15 protein-coding genes are annotated in these 15704 nt (G+C 60.7%); 7 read left to right on the forward strand and 8 right to left on the reverse strand.

Annotated features, from left to right (window positions below; all coding sequences use genetic code 11):
- Positions 1-93 precede the first annotated feature (93 nt).
- From DW823_RS01080 to DW823_RS01090, 3 genes are all read left to right on the forward strand, one after another.
- Positions 94-1953, forward strand: a complete 1860-nt coding sequence (locus DW823_RS01080; RefSeq protein ID WP_118079607.1) for an ABC-F family ATP-binding cassette domain-containing protein — start codon at positions 94-96, stop codon at positions 1951-1953.
- A 6-nt stretch (positions 1954-1959) separates the two neighbouring features.
- Positions 1960-2730: a Cof-type HAD-IIB family hydrolase gene (locus DW823_RS01085; RefSeq protein ID WP_118079609.1), complete on the forward strand. Its 771-nt coding sequence runs from the start codon at positions 1960-1962 to the stop codon at positions 2728-2730.
- Between the two features lie 212 nt (positions 2731-2942).
- The gene (locus DW823_RS01090) at positions 2943-3320 is read left to right on the forward strand and encodes a metal-dependent transcriptional regulator (RefSeq protein WP_118079611.1); all 378 of its coding nucleotides are present in this window, start codon (positions 2943-2945) and stop codon (positions 3318-3320) included.
- Between the two features lie 225 nt (positions 3321-3545).
- Here DW823_RS01090 and DW823_RS01095 read toward each other — a convergent pair whose 3' ends face one another.
- From DW823_RS01095 to DW823_RS01120, 6 genes are all read right to left on the reverse strand, one after another.
- Positions 3546-5498: a heavy metal translocating P-type ATPase gene (locus tag DW823_RS01095; protein WP_199574279.1), complete on the reverse strand. Its 1953-nt coding sequence runs from the start codon at positions 5496-5498 to the stop codon at positions 3546-3548.
- A 98-nt stretch (positions 5499-5596) separates the two neighbouring features.
- Positions 5597-5815, reverse strand: a complete 219-nt coding sequence (locus tag DW823_RS01100) for a cation transporter (RefSeq protein WP_006235433.1) — start codon at positions 5813-5815, stop codon at positions 5597-5599.
- Between the two features lie 63 nt (positions 5816-5878).
- Complete coding sequence (locus DW823_RS01105; protein ID WP_055252065.1) at positions 5879-6244, reverse strand: helix-turn-helix transcriptional regulator; 366 nt, start codon at positions 6242-6244, stop codon at positions 5879-5881.
- Between the two features lie 389 nt (positions 6245-6633).
- Positions 6634-7755 (reverse strand): hypothetical protein, encoded by a 1122-nt coding sequence (locus DW823_RS01110; RefSeq protein WP_117817598.1) that lies wholly within the window; start codon positions 7753-7755, stop codon positions 6634-6636.
- Between the two features lie 310 nt (positions 7756-8065).
- On the reverse strand, positions 8066-9223 hold the full coding sequence (locus DW823_RS01115) for an IS110 family transposase (protein ID WP_233542947.1): 1158 nt from the start codon (positions 9221-9223) through the stop codon (positions 8066-8068).
- 712 nt (positions 9224-9935) lie between these two features.
- On the reverse strand, positions 9936-10904 hold the full coding sequence (locus tag DW823_RS01120) for a DNA polymerase III subunit epsilon (protein WP_089572078.1): 969 nt from the start codon (positions 10902-10904) through the stop codon (positions 9936-9938).
- Positions 10905-11075: 171 nt separating this feature from the next.
- On the opposite strand from DW823_RS01120, the gene DW823_RS01125 reads away from it, so the two are divergent.
- Complete coding sequence (locus tag DW823_RS01125) at positions 11076-12164, forward strand: putative manganese transporter (RefSeq protein ID WP_055252059.1); 1089 nt, start codon at positions 11076-11078, stop codon at positions 12162-12164.
- Positions 12165-12329: 165 nt separating this feature from the next.
- Here DW823_RS01125 and DW823_RS01130 read toward each other — a convergent pair whose 3' ends face one another.
- The gene (locus DW823_RS01130) at positions 12330-12812 is read right to left on the reverse strand and encodes a DUF188 domain-containing protein (protein ID WP_055252057.1); all 483 of its coding nucleotides are present in this window, start codon (positions 12810-12812) and stop codon (positions 12330-12332) included.
- Positions 12813-13415, reverse strand: a complete 603-nt coding sequence (locus DW823_RS01135; RefSeq protein ID WP_055252055.1) for an HdeD family acid-resistance protein — start codon at positions 13413-13415, stop codon at positions 12813-12815.
- Between the two features lie 235 nt (positions 13416-13650).
- On the opposite strand from DW823_RS01135, the gene DW823_RS01140 reads away from it, so the two are divergent.
- The 3 genes from DW823_RS01140 (at position 13651) to DW823_RS01150 (ending at position 15600) form a co-directional block, all read left to right on the forward strand.
- On the forward strand, positions 13651-14322 hold the full coding sequence (locus DW823_RS01140; RefSeq protein WP_199574281.1) for a nitroreductase family protein: 672 nt from the start codon (positions 13651-13653) through the stop codon (positions 14320-14322).
- 82 nt (positions 14323-14404) lie between these two features.
- On the forward strand, positions 14405-14947 hold the full coding sequence (locus tag DW823_RS01145; RefSeq protein WP_118079615.1) for a histidine phosphatase family protein: 543 nt from the start codon (positions 14405-14407) through the stop codon (positions 14945-14947).
- Between the two features lie 17 nt (positions 14948-14964).
- Positions 14965-15600, forward strand: coding sequence for a histidine phosphatase family protein (locus DW823_RS01150; protein WP_118079617.1), 636 nt, complete (start codon positions 14965-14967; stop codon positions 15598-15600).
- The last annotated feature ends 104 nt before the right edge of the window (positions 15601-15704 follow it).

The following is a 15704-nucleotide window of genomic DNA, read 5'->3' on the forward strand; positions in this document are numbered from 1 at the left end:
TGCGTGAGATGGCCCGCCTTTTTGTGTCGTGTGCGGCCCGCCTTTTCGCTGCTATCATGGACAACGTTGAATTTCTACGAAGGAGCAGGGCATATGGCGATTCTTTTGGGATGCGATTCCGTCAGCCTAGAGTTTCCCACCAAGCATATTTTCGATAGCGTGACGCTCGGCGTGGGCGAGGGCGACCGCATTGGTATCGTCGGCAAAAACGGCGATGGAAAGTCGACGCTGCTGAGCGTACTCGCCGGCACGTTGGAGCCCGACGACGGCCGCGTGACGCATCGCCGCGACACGACGATCGGATTGCTCGGCCAAAAGGACAACCTGGTCGATACCGACACCGTGCATCATGCCGTCGTCGGTGACACGCCCGAGTACGAGTGGGCCTCGAGCCCGCGTACGCGCCAGATTCTGGCCGGTCTTATTAGCGATGTGCCCTGGGAGGGCACGGTGGGCGAGCTTTCGGGCGGTCAGCGCCGTCGCGTGGACCTCGCGCGCCTGCTGATTGGCGACTACGACGTGCTTATGCTCGACGAGCCCACCAACCACCTGGACATGCGCACCATCAACTGGCTCGCGCGCCACTTAAATGCCCGCTGGCAGCGCGGTCAGGGCGCCATGCTCGTGGTCACGCACGACCGCTGGTTCTTGGACGAGGTCTGCACCAGCATGTGGGAGGTCCACGACGGACAGGTCGACCCCTTCGAGGGCGGCTACTCGGCCTACATCCTGCAGCGCGTGGAGCGCGACCGCATGGCCGCCGTTACCGAGGAACGCCGTCGCAACATGGCGCGCAAGGAGCTCGCGTGGCTGAGCCGCGGCGCCCAGGCGCGCTCCACCAAGCCCAAGTTTCGCGTGGATGCCGCTCGCGAGCTCATCGCCGACGTGCCGCCCGTGCGCGACGAGCTGGAGCTCAAGCGCCTGGCGGTGAGCCGCCTGGGCAAGCAGGTTATCGACGTGGTCGACGTGGACGCCGGCTATGCGGATACCGATGGCGCGCCCAAGCAGGTGCTCTCGGACGTGACTTGGCTTATCGGCGCGGGCGACCGCTATGGTCTTTTGGGCGAGAACGGCGCCGGCAAGTCGACCTTGCTCGACGTGATCCAGGGCAAGATCGCGCCCCTGCGCGGTCGCGTGAAGATTGGCCAGACGGTGCGCTTTGGCGTGCTGTCGCAGCAGCTCGAGGAGCTCGAGCCCTACATGGGCGATACGATCCGCGAGGTGCTCGGCAACTATAAGAAGTACTACGTCATCGACGGCAAGGAGACTTCGCCCGAGAAGCTCTGCGAGCGCCTGGGCTTTACGACCCAGCAGCTCTGGAGCCGCATCGGCGATCTTTCGGGCGGCCAGCGCCGTCGCCTGTCGCTGTTGCTGACGATCCTGGACGAGCCCAACGTGCTTATCCTGGACGAGCCCGGTAACGACCTGGATACCGACATGCTCGCGATTGTCGAGGATCTGCTCGACGGCTGGCCCGGCACGCTGATCCTGGTGACGCACGACCGCTTCTTGATGGAGCGCGTGACCGACCAGCAGTGGGCGCTGCTTGACGGCCATCTGACGCATATGCCCGGCGGCGTCGACCAGTACCTGCGCCTGTGCAACGCCACCGCCGAGGGCGAGCCCGTGGGTGCGCCGAGCGCCAAGACCGGCACGTTTGACACCGGTGCCGCGGCAACTGCGGCCGAAAAGCCCAAGTCGAGCGGCCAGCCCAATGGTCTTTCCAACGCCGAGCGCCAGAAGCTCCGCCGCGAGGTGAGCTCGCTTGAGCGCAAAATGGAGACGCAGCGCGCTCGCGTGGAGGAGGCCGAGGCCGCGATGGCCCAGGTCGACCCCACCAACTACACGGCGCTGGGCGAGCAGCAGGCAAAGATTGACGAGGCTCACGCCGCCATGGACGAGCTGGAGATGGCGTGGCTCGAGGCGAGCGAGAAGCTCGAGGGCGAGGAGTAGGCAAGGATGATCAAGGCCGCATTTTTCGATATCGACGGCACGTTGCTGAGCTTTAAGACCCATCGGATTCCGGCGTCGGCGCAGCAGGCGCTCGACAGCTTTCGCGAGCAGGGGATTGCGTGCATAATCGCCACGGGTCGCCCGACCTACCAGATGCCGGATTGGCTGTTCGACTTGGGTTGGGATGCGTACATTACGCTTTCGGGTCAGCACTGTTTTGATGCCAAGGGCGTTTATCGCAGCTGCCCGATCGATCCGGACGACGTTGCGGTGATTGTGGACCAGGTGGCGCAGGGACGCTACGACTCACTGTGCATGCAGGGCGAGAATTCGTTTGTGAACCGTCTGTCCAAGCGCGTGGTGACGGCCGGCAGCAACGCGGGAATTGTCTACCACGAGGAGCCGTTTGAGCACGCCTTTGACGCGCCGGTCTACCAGTTTTGCGCCTTTGTGGATCCGGCCGACGAGCATATCGTGACCGACGCCGTGTCGCATTCGCTCACCACGCGCTGGTGCGACCTGTTCTGCGACATTATTCCCGCTAACGGCGGCAAGGACCTGGGTGTGGCGGCGACGCTCGAGCGGCTTGGTATCGACGCGAGCGAGGCGATTGCCTTTGGCGACGGCGAGAACGACCTGTCGATGTTTGCCGCCGTGGGCACGAGCGTGGCCATGGGCAACGCGCAGGATACCGTGAAGGCCGCGGCGACCTACGTGACGACCGCCGTAGACGACGACGGCATCTACAATGCCGCCGAGCACTTTGGCCTGCTATAGCTACGGATTCGGCACTTGGGGACGTTCCTTTTGCGCCGGCAGTCGGGGGCACTCCTTGCGGGGCGTGTCCCCGCTTTGTTTTCGTCCCGTGCGTTTTGTGAAACACGGTTAACTTTTTAGACAACGTAGTAAGACATAGGCAACTTTTGCGGTAAAGTAAATCAAGCAAAAGTATCCAAAGGCTAACTAGAAGCCATCGCGAAAGGCGGCCCATGGCCCTGCGTGAATCTGGAGAAGACTATCTCGAATCTATTTATGTGCTCTCGGAGCGCCAGGGCGTCGTTCGCTCGATTGACGTTGCCGAATACCTGGGCGTAACCAAGGCAAGCGTCTCTAAAGCCATGGCGGCCTTGGAGAGCACCGGCTACGTGGAGATGGGCAAACGCGACGTGCATCTGACGGAACGCGGTCTTGAGGTTGCCCGTCAAATGTGGGAGCGCCACTGCTTTTTTGTAGGGCTGCTAGAGGACGCAGGCGTTTCGGCAGAGGTTGCCTCGCAAGAGGGATGTCACATGGAGCACTGCCTGAGCGAGGAGAGCTTCGAGAAGCTAAGATCGATGCTGAGACGGGGTAGCGACCGGGATCAATAGCCCCGCCAACTAAGTCCAACTCAGACAAGGAACCCCGCCAGCAAGCGATGCCCAAGAACCGCCAGCAACGTCACCGCAGGCCGGGGCCGGGCTTGGTTTTTGAAAACACTCCGCAGACCAGAAGCGCCCCCGTTCGTAGCTCCGAAGGAGCAGAACGGGGGCGCTTCATTGGTCGAGGACGTTTTCAAAAACCAAGCCCGGTCCCGGCCGGAGGGACCACAGGCGCTACAGGTTCTTGACACCCATCGCGCGCATGGCGTTCAGGATAGCGATGATCGCCACGCCTACGTCGCCAAAGACGGCAAGCCACATATTGGCGATACCCAGCGCTGCCAGCACAAGGATCAGCAGCTTAATGCCCAGCGCAAAGATTATGTTCTGCCAAACAATCGACATGGTCTTGCGCGCCACGCGGATCGCGCGGGAAATGTTGGACGGCTTGTCGTCCATCAGCACCACGTCGGCGGCCTCGATCGCGGCGTCGGAGCCCATGGCGCCCATGGCAATGCCCACATCGGCGCGCGTAAGCACAGGCGCGTCGTTGATACCGTCGCCGACAAAGGCGAGCTTGCCCTTGCCACTTTCGGCCGCGAGTAGTGCCTCAACGCGCTCGACCTTGTCGCCCGGCAGGAGCTGCGCGTGGAACTCGTCGAGACCGAGTTGCTTGGCCACAGACGCTGCAACCTCCTCGCGGTCGCCCGTGAGCATGACGGTGCGGTTGATACCGGCGGCATGCAGGTCGCGAATCGTTTGCTCCGCATCGGCCTTAACGGTGTCTGCAATCACGATGTGGCCGGCGTACACGCCGTCAACGAGCACGTGGAGGATCGTGCCGACAACCTCGCAGTCCGGTGCTTCAACGCCGGCCGCAGCAAGCATCTTGGCATTGCCGACGATGACGCGCTTGCCGTCGATATTCGCCGTCACGCCATGGCCCGCGTCATTGGTGGAGTCGCTTACGCGTTTGGGATCGAGCTCGCCCTGGAAGGCGGTGCGTACCGACTGCGCGATGGGGTGATCGGAAAACGACTCGGCAAGGGCCGCGACCTCAAGCAGTGACTGCTCGGTATAGCCGGTCTCGGGGTGTACCGCCACGACCGAAAACGTGCCGTTGGTGAGCGTGCCGGTCTTGTCAAAGACGACGGTATCCACATCGGCGAGCGTCTCGAGGTAGTTGGAGCCCTTGATGAGAACTCCCAGCTTGGACGCGCCGCCGATGCCACCAAAGAAGCTGAGCGGGACGCTGATCACGAGCGCGCACGGGCAGCTGACGACCAGGAAGGTCAGGCCGCGCAGGATCCAGTCGGACCAGGCGCCGGTGACCAAGCCGCCGCCGAGCGCGAGTACCGCGGCCGCGCCGGTGACGGCGGGCGTGTAGACGCGGGCGAAGCGCGTGATGAAGTTCTCGGTACGCGCCTTCTTTTCGCTGGCGTTTTCTACGAGCTCCAGGACGCGCGCGACGGTGGACTCGCCAAATGGCTTGGTGGTGTGCACGTGGATGAGACCCGTCATGTTGATGCAGCCGCTGATGATATCGTCTCCGGTTTTGGCCGGGCGGGGGACCGACTCGCCGGTAAGGGCGGCGGTATCGAGCTGCGTCTCGCCTTCGACGATGACGCCGTCGATGGGCACGCGCTCGCCGGGCTTGACGACGATGACGGTGCCGACGGCGATGTCATCGGGAAAGACCTGCTCGAGTGTGCCGTCGAGTTGCTCGACGTTGGCATAATCGGGTGCGATGTCCATCATGGCGCTGATCGACTTGCGGCTCTTGCCCACGGCGTATGCCTGGAACAGCTCGCCGACCTGGTAGAACAGCATGACAGCGGCGCCTTCGGCCATGTGCGGATCGGTATCGGGGAAGAGCACCATGGCAAACGCGCCGATGGTCGCGACGGCCATGAGGAAGCTTTCGTCGAAGGCCTTGCCGCGGCGGATGTTGTTGTATGCCTTTTGGAGCACGTCGTAGCCGGCAATTAAAAACGGCACGAGGAACAGCACGAAACTGGCGTAGACGTTGCCGGGCTCCCCAAATGCGATAGTGAGAGCTCCGAGCTCGTCGAGGGCATAAACAACGGCAAAAATGCCTAGCGCTACCAGGATACGGTTGCGCTTATGCTCAAGGGACTCTTTCTTCTTACGCTTCTTCTTTTTCTTCTTGGGATCGGCGGTTGCCATGATTCAATCCTCCCATTTGAATGTATGAACACTCGCTCATATAATTTCGCGAGCAAAGGCCGCGGCAAGCGCGACCTTGCAGGTTGGCGTAATCTGGGCTAGAGAATGATCTCGCAGTCCGGCTCGGCGTCGGCGGTAAACTCCACGACGCGGTCGAGGACCTCGTCGAACTCGGCGTCATCGGCCTCGAGCGTTAACTTCTGGGTCATAAAGTTGACCGAAACGGACTTGACGCCATCGAGCTTGGCCAGCTCGTCCTGAAGCTCGCGCGCGCAGTTGGCGCAATCGATCTCGTCGAGCTTGAACTGCTTTTTCATGGTGGGTTCCTTTCCCTGTGTTAGCGGTCTGGGTGCCGGCCGCGCTGATACCGTGGTTGATTGCTATTCGCAGATATGGCTCATGCCCTGGTTAAGCATGGTGTAGACGTGATCGTCGGCGAGCGAGTAGAGAATGTTGCGCCCGTCGCGGCGGAACTTGACCAGGTGCGACTGCTTAAGCGTGCGCAGCTGGTGCGATACTGCCGACTGCGAGGTTGCGGTCGCTTCGGCGATGTCAGCCACGCAGAGCTCGCGGCCCATGAGGGCATAGAGGATCTTGATGCGTGTGGTGTCGCTGAAGACCTTGAACAGGTCGGCCAGGTCGTACAACAGCTCCTCGTCGGGAAGGTCCTCGGGCGAGCAGGTGGTGGGGACGATCGGCTCGGTGGCCTCGATGCCAGTCTTTGTTTCATCAGCGTGGCTGCTCATTGCAACATCCTTTCATATGAACATGCGCTCATATAACTTACTTCCGATTATATGAGCGCATGTTCATATGTCAATACAATTTACGTTAATTTCGATGACTGCTTGCCGCCTCTGCGATTTTCTGCGGGTTGGGAGACATCGACGCAATGCTCGCCAACATATTTCGAGATGTTCGGCCAGCATGCTAAGAAAGCCACCTTGAGAAGCATTAGAACTGTTCATATTTGTACTTTATCGTGTTGAATACCGCGAGAATCAGTTCTTCCTCTACGGGAGTTCCTGCAGAATCAGTTTTATCTAAAGTTATATTGAGCATTGCTGCAGCCAATCTGGCACATCGGTGGCCGAATAAGTCGAAAAATGTAGGTGGACATCCGCAGAGATCGCCTTTAGAAGAGCGAATTCTCAATTAGATCAATAATCGTGTCGTCTTCCGTGCGGTTTTCATCGATTTTTGCGAACATGTCGCATTCCCAAGGCCCATTGATTTCCTCAGCAAGGGCCCCGACGTGTTGCATGTCGTCGGGTTCTGGTACATCGTTGATGCTCGGGTCATCAGCTTGCGGATATTGGCTTGCAATTTCGCGCTTGGCGGCCTCTTCTTCTTTGAGTGTCTCCAGGACGCGGCGACCGTATTCGAAGTAGCGCCGCAAGACAAATTGACGAAGAGTTTCTTGCAGGATGGCGAAGTTATCCGGGAGTCGACCGGGCCATATCTTCTCGCGAATGCGAATCGCTTCCATGACCCGCCTAAAAGCGGACTGCTTGAAAAACGAATGACGACTAACTGTGATAACGGCATATCCCATGTTTCGCAGCGTGTTTCGGCGTTCCTCGTCAATTGATTGCTGTTCGGGCTCGTCGTGGTAAAAGCCGTTGTATTCGATATCGGTCATCGAATTTTCGAGCAGCGCGTCGAGGTAGAAAACCGTCCGTCGCGTTAGGGCGGCGTATCTTTTGGGGACTGGGATCGGATAGTCCGTTTTGATAGCGCGTATGGCTAAGCCACCCATTGACTTGGGCATTGTCAGCATCATGACAAACGCCGTTTCGAGTGGGGAGCGACAGCCTTCGCGTACATAAGAAAGTGCCTTAAGTGCTTTATTAGATCCACGATACCCCGATGCCTCTGAAAAGAAGGCTCTGAGCTCTTCAACGCTGGTTAGGGCTGGGCGCTCGCGATATTGAGTTTCGTCGGACGTTCCAAGCGCGTAGGAGCCGCAGATTTCAAAGTAATACTCAACGAGCTCCGAAAGGTTGAGGTCGGCTGCTGCTTCTAACGCGCACAGCTTGATATCGACGATGTAGACGTTCGGCTCGAGTTCTAGGTAGCTTTCTGCATCAAACGTATAGCGCGTGCAGTGGCAGATGCAGCCCTTGCGGTGCCTTTTGGCATTATTGGAAAACGTCAGCACATGGATGCTTTCAGAATCGACATTCTTTCTGTTGAGCCATGCTCGCGCCGCTTCCAGGTTGGACGTGGTCGGCGCAGACACCTTGATCTTTTCCATAGATATGGGATCGGTCGCGTGGCTTGCGAGCGAGTTGACTGTTTGGTATACAGCGCGTGCCGTGGTATGTGACAGAACGATTCCCATACGCGCATGATGGCATAGCGGACGCCATATACGCTCGAAACTTCGGGCAACGGTATTGGGGCGCGGCTTATCTTCTGCGAACGGTGGGTTTTTGAGCTGTCGTATTGAGGGGGGTGTTCCTATAGTTTTGTCAACTGGGCAATGCTGTTTTCGAGATTGAATCGCGACATGCTAACGCCAGGCCTTTCGGCCGATGGGCTCCAATCTGTTCGGAGCGCTTCGACTAGGCGGCGTAGGGCACCCTGTCCCGCATGATCGCGTAGATGACCTTCAGCCTCTTTCGTGCCAGCGCCTTGAGCGCCTTGCCGTGCGGCATGCCCCGCTCTCGGCACCTAGCGTAGTAATCGCCCCATCTTCCCTCTGTCCGGGTAAGGCAGTTGCACGAGAATATGAGCAGGTTCTTCAGCCTCTTGTTGCCTTGGCGCGATGCCGTCACCGAGGAAATCGAGGTCCCCGACTGGCGGTTGCGCGGCGCCAGGCCGCAGTACGACGCGAGCCTGTCATGGCTTGGGAAGTCTTCGATATCTATGGAGATCGCGAGCTCGGAAGCGGTTTTGGGGCCGATCCCCGGCACCGTCAGGAGGCATCGGTAGGTATCGTCGCCCTCGAGGAGGGCGGATATCTCCGCCGTGATCACATCGATCTCCGCCGAGTTCTCGGAGATCCTGCGCGCGAGCAGCCTCACCGCCCGGTCCTCGGCGGCGATGGCCGCCGCGTCCGGCCTTGTCGAGGAGGCCGTCGAGCGGACGAGGGCCTCGATCTTGCCGCGCGCCGCCCCGCGCGTGAGCGCCGCCGCCCTGCGGGGCCCGGCGTCGGCCACCGACCAGGCCCCGCCGAGGGATGCCATGAGCCTCAGCTGGGGACCGTCGGACAGGTCGACCAACGCCTCGAAGGCGGGGCACGATTCCAGCAGGATGCTGCGCAGCCGATTCTTGCTCCTGGTGTTTTCGCAGTTCAGGAAGTTTCTCTGGGCGGCCAGCGCCCTCGCCGCCGCGACCGTCGGGCCCGGATCCCTGACCGGCAGGAGTGCGTCGGGGATGCCCAGCGCCGTCTTCGCGATGACCATTGCGTCCCGCTCGTCGGTCTTGGCGTCGCCGGCGAAGAGCCTGGCGGCCCCGTGTGCCGCGAGTCCCGGCAGGTACGCCGCCGACATCCCGGCCGCCTTGGCGCGGGCGAGCGCGAGGGCGCCTATGTAGCGCGACTGGTCGACAACCACGAGCGCGTCGGGGAAGCGGCCGAACAGCGAGTCCAGATCGCCCTCCCTGTTCGCGACGGGGGCGCTCAGCAGTATCTCGCCGTCCCGGGTCGCGACGCATGCCCAATGGGACAATTTCCCGACATCGAGCCCGATGACGGCTTCCGGCATTCTAGGTGGTGCCACGGTGTTATCCTCCAATCGGTAGGCCGATCGGAACCCCTCCCTGCGACACCCACATTACCTGGCCGTGGCGCTTGCGCCCGGCAGTTTCCTATCAGTCGTCCGGAGCGGCGAGCGCCCCCGGTGGCAACACCCCCCGGGCCCTCTACGGGGCAGGGGCAGACGGCCATCCGGAGGCGCCCGATCGGCGGCCCCTCGGGGCTTGCCCGTATCGTAGGCAATGCGCCGAATGCTCGCCATCGAAATTTATCGGTGGCCCACTTCAGACTGTAATGGGCAGCTTCGGCTGGGGAGGTTTCTGTCGGCTGCCCCATTTTGGTGAACTTTAGTTGCGGATTCGTAGCTTCTAAGCGTTTTTGCCGACCGCTCAGATGCCTCACCAACATAATTTGAGTTATTCGGCCTTATCCTATACGAATGGTGCGATCGCAACGTCCTATTCGAATTGATTCAGGTAGATTTATAGGGCTTGGTTGCGAAATTGGGGCGACTATAGCGCTCGATTGCGGTTCAAGGGGCCTTGACTAGTGGTTCAGCTGGCCGAACAACTCGAAAAATGTAGGTGGGCCAACCTGCCGACTATGTGAAGCACGCGTATTTGCTCGTTTTGATGAAAACTAGGGTGCAGCCATAAGGCTGCGCCCTAGTTTACTGCGTGCCGGTGTGCCCAGACGGATTGCGCTGTGCCTGGCAGGCGCTCCCGCAGATGGATCGGTTATTTCGCGAATAGGTTCTTGAGGTTGAACTCGGCTTGGACGGTGCGGAGCATGAGGTCGGTGTCGTCCAAGCCCAGGTGCTGCTCGTTGGCGTCGGCGGCGAGGGTTCCACGGCGGCGCGCCCAGTTCTCGAGCGCGGCTGGGGCGGACTCGCGGGGGAGCGAGCGCACGTCGGCGTCCAGGCTGCGGCAGATCTGGCGCGAGTCGATGACGATGATCTTGCCGGCGCGGCGTGCCTCGGCGTAGCCGTCCAGGTGGATCTTGAACCAGCTGTCCTCAAAGGCGGCGTTGTGTGCCATGTACGGGTACTTCTTCATAAGCTTGAGCAGCTGCTTTTGCAGCTCTTTGTTCTCGCGGAACGGCTTTTTGCCGTCGATGTCGTCCCAGGTGATGTGGTGGATATTCGACAACGGCACATCCTCGCCGCGGTAGATGTCGGGCAGGCCGCAGTAGTGTGCCTCGGCGTCATGCGGGACGGCGTCGCTGGTGAGCTCCATGATCTCCCAGCCCACGTTGATGATATAGCCGCGCTCGGGTGCACGGCCGGTGGTCTCGATGTCGATACCGAGCACGGTGCCCTGGATGGGCTTGCGGGCGTAGGCCACGCCGAGCGCGTCGCGGTCGCCGCGGATTTCGCGCATAACGGACGCGGCGGTGCGCTTTTGCATCTTGCCGATGGCGGCGCAGGTGTCGGCATCGGACAGGCCGCGCGAGAGCGTCGCGGGCGTCACGTTGCGCAGACGCGCCTCGCCAATCTGGTCGCACAGGTCGCGGTTGCGGTCGGCCAGGTCGCGCACGGTGGCAAAGTCGAAGCCGGGGTCGCCCTCGGCGGTAAAGTACTCGGTCTCGAGCACCTTGAGGGCCTCCTCGCCCTTCTGGCGCTCGGACTCCATGGCGCCGTGGTCGCCGTAGATAAACATGGGGATAAACGGCTGGCGCTCGTATTCGAGTGCTTGCGATACGTTCATATGCTACTCCTTGGACGGGCCGCGTTGTGCGGCTCTAGGTTACTGAGTTATGGCGAGATGATAGTTTACCATAGGCAACTATTGGCACCGCGCCCGGGACAACTACAATACCCTAGTTGACCGCTAGGACTTTTACAATGCTGCCGAAAGACACGAAAGGTTCCATCCGTCATGGATTTACTGATTGATATTCTGCTCGACGCCGGCAAGGACACGCTGTCGCTGGTGCCGTTTTTGTTGGTGACGTATCTTGCTCTCGAGACACTTGAGCACGTTGCGGGCGACCGCGTCAACGGCGCTATCAAGCGCGCCGGCGCTGCGGGTCCCGTGGTTGGCTCGCTGCTGGGCATGGTGCCGCAGTGCGGATTTTCGGCCATGGCAGCAACGCTGTACGCCGGCCGTGTCGTGACCTTGGGCACGTTGGTGGCGGTGTTCCTTTCGACCTCCGATGAGATGCTGCCGCTGTTGCTTGCCGAGCAGGTTCCCGTGCAGACTATGGCGATGCTTTTGGCTTCGAAAGCGCTGATCGCACTGGTCACGGGTTTTATCGTGGACGCTGCCATTCGCGGCCTGCGCCGTAACGCCCGCGCGCACGCGGCGATTCGCCGTACCGTGCTGGGAACCGCGGCCAACCCGGCCCACGTGAACTGCGCGCACGACGACCACAGCGGCGGTGACATCATCGACGAGGTGGCCGAGGCAGGCGTGAGCGCCGACCACATCCACGAGCTGTGCGAGCGCGACCATTGCGGTTGTGATGAAGACGAGGACGAGCACGAACACGGACATGGCCACGATCACGGTCATGAGGGCGAACATGAACACCATGATGGTCACGGTCACTCTCACTCCCACGAAGGGACGCCTGTCCTGTCGATCATCCGCAGTGCGATCTCGCACACCGTGCAGGTCTCGGTATTCATTTTTCTGGTGACGCTGATTCTGGTCGCCGTGCTCGAGACGTTCGGCGAGTCCGCGATCGAGCAGTTCCTGCGCGGCAACGAGACACTCGCTGTCCTGGGTTCGGCGCTTGTCGGGCTGATTCCCAATTGCTCGGCGAGCGTGGTCATTACACAGCTGTATCTGGAAGGCGCGCTGCAACTGGCGCCGATGCTCGCCGGCACGCTCATTTCCGCCGGCGTGGGTTATCTGGTGCTGTTCCGCACCAACCGCAGCGCCCGCGAAAATGCCGTGTTCCTGATCATGATGTACGTCATCGGCGCTGGCTGGGGCCTCATCCTCTCCGCCGTTGGCCTCTAAGTAGGCCTAAAAAATGGGCTTCAAATAGCCATGCTCAGCGCCTGCGCAATGCGGCGACGCATGGCATTTTGAAGCCCGTTTTTTTGTTGAGCCATGGATTCCGAGCGCTCACACCGCTCAAAACAAAAAGGTAGATTTTAGGCATGTCTCAAAAATCTACCTTGGTTAGTGCAGCAACTCGGTGAGGTTGCGTTTAAAGCGGGCGCGGTCTTCGCTGGTAAATGCTGCCGGACCGCGAGTGCGTCCGCCGGCGCGGCGTACCTTCTTTTCCTCGTGGCGAATAAACAGCTGCATGTCGATAGTCGCCTTGTCGTACACGCGCCCGCGCACACCGATGGCGGCGGCATCGCGCCCGAGCACCATGCTCGCCAAGCCAATGTCCTGCGTCACGACCACGTCGCCCGCCTGCAGGCGTTCGACAATGGCAAAGTCGGCGCTGTCGGCGCCCACGCTCACGTCGAGCGTCGTGACCCAAAAGCCGCGTCGCGCGTGCTCGGCATCGCGCGGGTCGTCGCGGCGAATGTGTCGTTCCAGGTTTTGCGTGCTGTTGCCGGCGATAACAACGGCGACGCCCGCCCGCCGCGCGCAGTCAATCGACTCGCGCGTGACCGGGCAGGCGTCGGCATCAATAAAGAGCGTTCGCGGCATCTAGTGCACCAGTTTGCCAAATTGAATGGCGCGAACAATGAGCGTTACGCCAAACACCAGCAGCGCGGCGCCACTAAAGATGACAAGCATCTTGGCCGACCACAGCGGATAGATAAACACGAACATGCCGGCGATGATGGAGAGTGCACCGCTCAGGATGGCAAGGGCGCGGTTGGACGAAAGCTCGGACTCCAGAATGGACATGACACCTTCGACAATCCAGCCAAAGCCGGCCACGATAACCACCATCGTGGTGAGTGTCGCGGTCGAGAAGGCCTGGTTGCGCAGGATTATGACGCCGCCCAGGATAATGAGTAGGTTGGAGATGATGCTCGTCACGCGCCAGCCAGTGGGCAGCAGCGGCTCAAAAATGGCAGTGAACAGCCTGATGGCAGCGGTGATTACAAAGTAAAAACCCAGGACGGTCGTCAAAAAGACGAGGGACTTGGCGGGTGCAAAAAGCAGCGCGATGCCAGCAATGAGCGCCACGACGCCCGTGATGGCGTAGATCCAGCGCACGGCCTTGACGGCTTTGCCCGCCATACTTTTCTCGTCAAATCCAAACTGGCTCGATTTTTGGTCATCGTTCCTAAAGATACCCATAACGTCTCCTTTCCGTGCGGCGTAAGCCTTGATCGTTACAACCAGTATCGCTTAAAGGCGCTGGCGTATGGGTCGGGGAGGGCGAAACGTAACCCAAAGGTCCCGAATTGTTTCCGTTGTTCCCCACGTCGCGGTTTTCTATTCAACAGGTGTAGAACATTGCAGCCCTGTTCGTTATTGCCTACGTTTTAGGTTAGATTTTCCTAAGGACAATTGGCTTGTATTGGGGGTCCCTATGAACGAAGCAGTTCCCGAGGCACCGTCGAGTGTCGAATCGATGGCAAAGCAAGGTTGCGAAAAGCTCGGTCTGGAAGCGTTTGATGCGCTGGTCCGTCGTGCCCGCACGTGCCGCCGTTTTGACGAGTCCATGCGCGTGCCGCGCGAGTTTTTGCTCGAGCTGGCGGAACTGGCGCGCCTGGCTCCCTGCGGCGCCAATGCTCAGCGTCTGCGTTTTCACGTGGTGAGCGGTGCCGAGGATTGCGCGCGTGTATTTGACGAGCTCGCATGGGCAGGCGCACTTAAGGATTGGCCGGGTCCTGCCGAGGGCGAGCGCCCGACCGGCTATATCGCGATTCTGGCCGAGCGCGCCGTTCCGGGCAAGCCCGCCGCTCCCATTACCGAGGTCGACACGGGCATTGCCGCGCAGACGATGATGCTCGCCGCCCGCAGCGCCACGCCCGAGGTGGCAGCCTGCATGTTCAAGGCTTTTACGCCCCACGCGATCGATGCCATGGGGCTCGATAACGACAAGTATGAGCTCAAGCTGACCATGGCGTTTGGCGTTCCGGCCGAGACGCAGGTGGTCGATGCGATTGATTCCAACCCCGACGGCTCCATCAATTATTGGCGCGACGAGGCGCAGGTGCACCACGTACCCAAGCGTTCGCTCGCCGACGTGCTGGTGTAGTTGAGCATCGTTGCGGTTCAATCCGGCGGCAAAATCACCACAAAGGTGCTGTCTCCTTTGCGGTGGTGCGAGGGGAGGGCATGTGGCCGATCTGTATTTGGTGCGTCATGGGCAGACTGAGTTCAATGTGCAGAACATTTTGCAGGGCTGGCACGATTCGCCGCTTACGGCGCGCGGGCGCGAGCAGGCGCTGGCGGTGCGTACGGCGTTTGAAGCGCGTGGCGTGACCTTTGACCATGTGTATTCCTCGCCGTTGGGCCGGGCGCGGCATACGGCCGAGCTTATCGTTGGCGAGGGCCGTTCCATTGAGCTGGTCGATGACCTGCGTGAGTGGCATTTTGGCTCGCTGGAGGGCACATCAAATCGCGAGATGCCGCCGCAGCCCTGGGGCGATTATCCGGTGGCCTTTGGCGGCGAGTCGGAAGTGCAGCTTCAGTCGCGCATGGTCGCGGCGCTGTCCCGCATCATGGCCAGGCCGCAGCACGACTGCGTGCTGGCGGTTTCCCATGGCTCAGCCTGCCAGGAGTTTCTTGAGTATGTGACTGGCGGGGGAGAGCTGCCCGACAACGGTGCCGTGCTTCATTTTGGCTATTGCGACGGGGCGTTTTCGCTCTTGGGTTGGTAACGAACGAAAGGACCCCTATGAATAAAGATCTGTATCTGGTCCGTCATGGACAGACGATATTCAACCTTAAGCGTATCATTCAGGGGTGGAGTGATTCGCCGCTTACGCAGTTGGGTTGCGACCAGGCGGCGCGCGCCGGCATGTTTTTACGTGCGCGCGGCATTGAGCCCGATCATGCCTACACCTCCACGCTTCATCGCACCGAGCAGACTATCGCCAACTTGTGGCCGGGCTTGGCGTACGAGCGCCTGGACGGCCTGCGTGAGTGGTTCTTTGGCGACTTTGAGGCCGAGCGCGTGATGCTCATGCCCGAGCGCCCGTGGCGCGACTTCTATCGCCAGTTTGGCGGCGAGGGCCAGATGCAGGTGCGCGAGCGCATGGTGGCGACGTTGACCGATCTTGTGCGACGCCCGGACCACGAGTGCGTCCTCGCGGTGAGCCATGGCTCGGCCATCAAGGAGTTTTTGGATCACGTGAGGGGAGCGGCGGCCGACGAGCACGAGCGCGTGCCGGGCAACTGCTCAGTGCTGCACTTTGCGTTTGACGACGAATCCGACACGTTTGAGCTGGTCGAAGTCTTTACGCAGGAGGATTACGCGCGCGAGCTGGGGCTTGAACCGCTTGTGGCTACTGCAGGTCCGCAGCGCGGATAACGCGAGCGCGGCGGCACGGGTCGCCGGCATAACTTCTCTACGCAAAAGGGGCGGAGATGCATGTACCTGCTGCATCTCCGCCCCCTGTTTGTTGAGCTGCCGAT

The organism is Collinsella sp. AM34-10, assembly GCF_003469185.1.
Lineage (GTDB): Bacteria > Actinomycetota > Coriobacteriia > Coriobacteriales > Coriobacteriaceae > Collinsella.

Excerpts from the sequence above, each read along its gene's own strand:
- DW823_RS01105 (WP_055252065.1), bottom strand. The coding sequence starts at position 6,244 with ATGAGCAGCCACGCTGATGAAACAAAGACTGGCATCGAGGCCACCGAG.
- DW823_RS01130 (WP_055252057.1), bottom strand. The coding sequence starts at position 12,812 with ATGCCGCGAACGCTCTTTATTGATGCCGACGCCTGCCCGGTCACGCGC.
- DW823_RS01085 (WP_118079609.1), top strand. The coding sequence starts at position 1,960 with ATGATCAAGGCCGCATTTTTCGATATCGACGGCACGTTGCTGAGCTTT.
- DW823_RS01125 (WP_055252059.1), top strand. The coding sequence starts at position 11,076 with ATGGATTTACTGATTGATATTCTGCTCGACGCCGGCAAGGACACGCTG.
- DW823_RS01140 (WP_199574281.1), top strand. The coding sequence starts at position 13,651 with ATGAACGAAGCAGTTCCCGAGGCACCGTCGAGTGTCGAATCGATGGCA.
- DW823_RS01095 (WP_199574279.1), bottom strand. The coding sequence starts at position 5,498 with ATGGCAACCGCCGATCCCAAGAAGAAAAAGAAGAAGCGTAAGAAGAAA.
- DW823_RS01120 (WP_089572078.1), bottom strand. The coding sequence starts at position 10,904 with ATGAACGTATCGCAAGCACTCGAATACGAGCGCCAGCCGTTTATCCCC.
- DW823_RS01110 (WP_117817598.1), bottom strand. The coding sequence starts at position 7,755 with ATGGAAAAGATCAAGGTGTCTGCGCCGACCACGTCCAACCTGGAAGCG.
- DW823_RS01135 (WP_055252055.1), bottom strand. The coding sequence starts at position 13,415 with ATGGGTATCTTTAGGAACGATGACCAAAAATCGAGCCAGTTTGGATTT.
- DW823_RS01150 (WP_118079617.1), top strand. The coding sequence starts at position 14,965 with ATGAATAAAGATCTGTATCTGGTCCGTCATGGACAGACGATATTCAAC.
- DW823_RS01080 (WP_118079607.1), top strand. The coding sequence starts at position 94 with ATGGCGATTCTTTTGGGATGCGATTCCGTCAGCCTAGAGTTTCCCACC.
- DW823_RS01090 (WP_118079611.1), top strand. The coding sequence starts at position 2,943 with ATGGCCCTGCGTGAATCTGGAGAAGACTATCTCGAATCTATTTATGTG.
- DW823_RS01100 (WP_006235433.1), bottom strand. The coding sequence starts at position 5,815 with ATGAAAAAGCAGTTCAAGCTCGACGAGATCGATTGCGCCAACTGCGCG.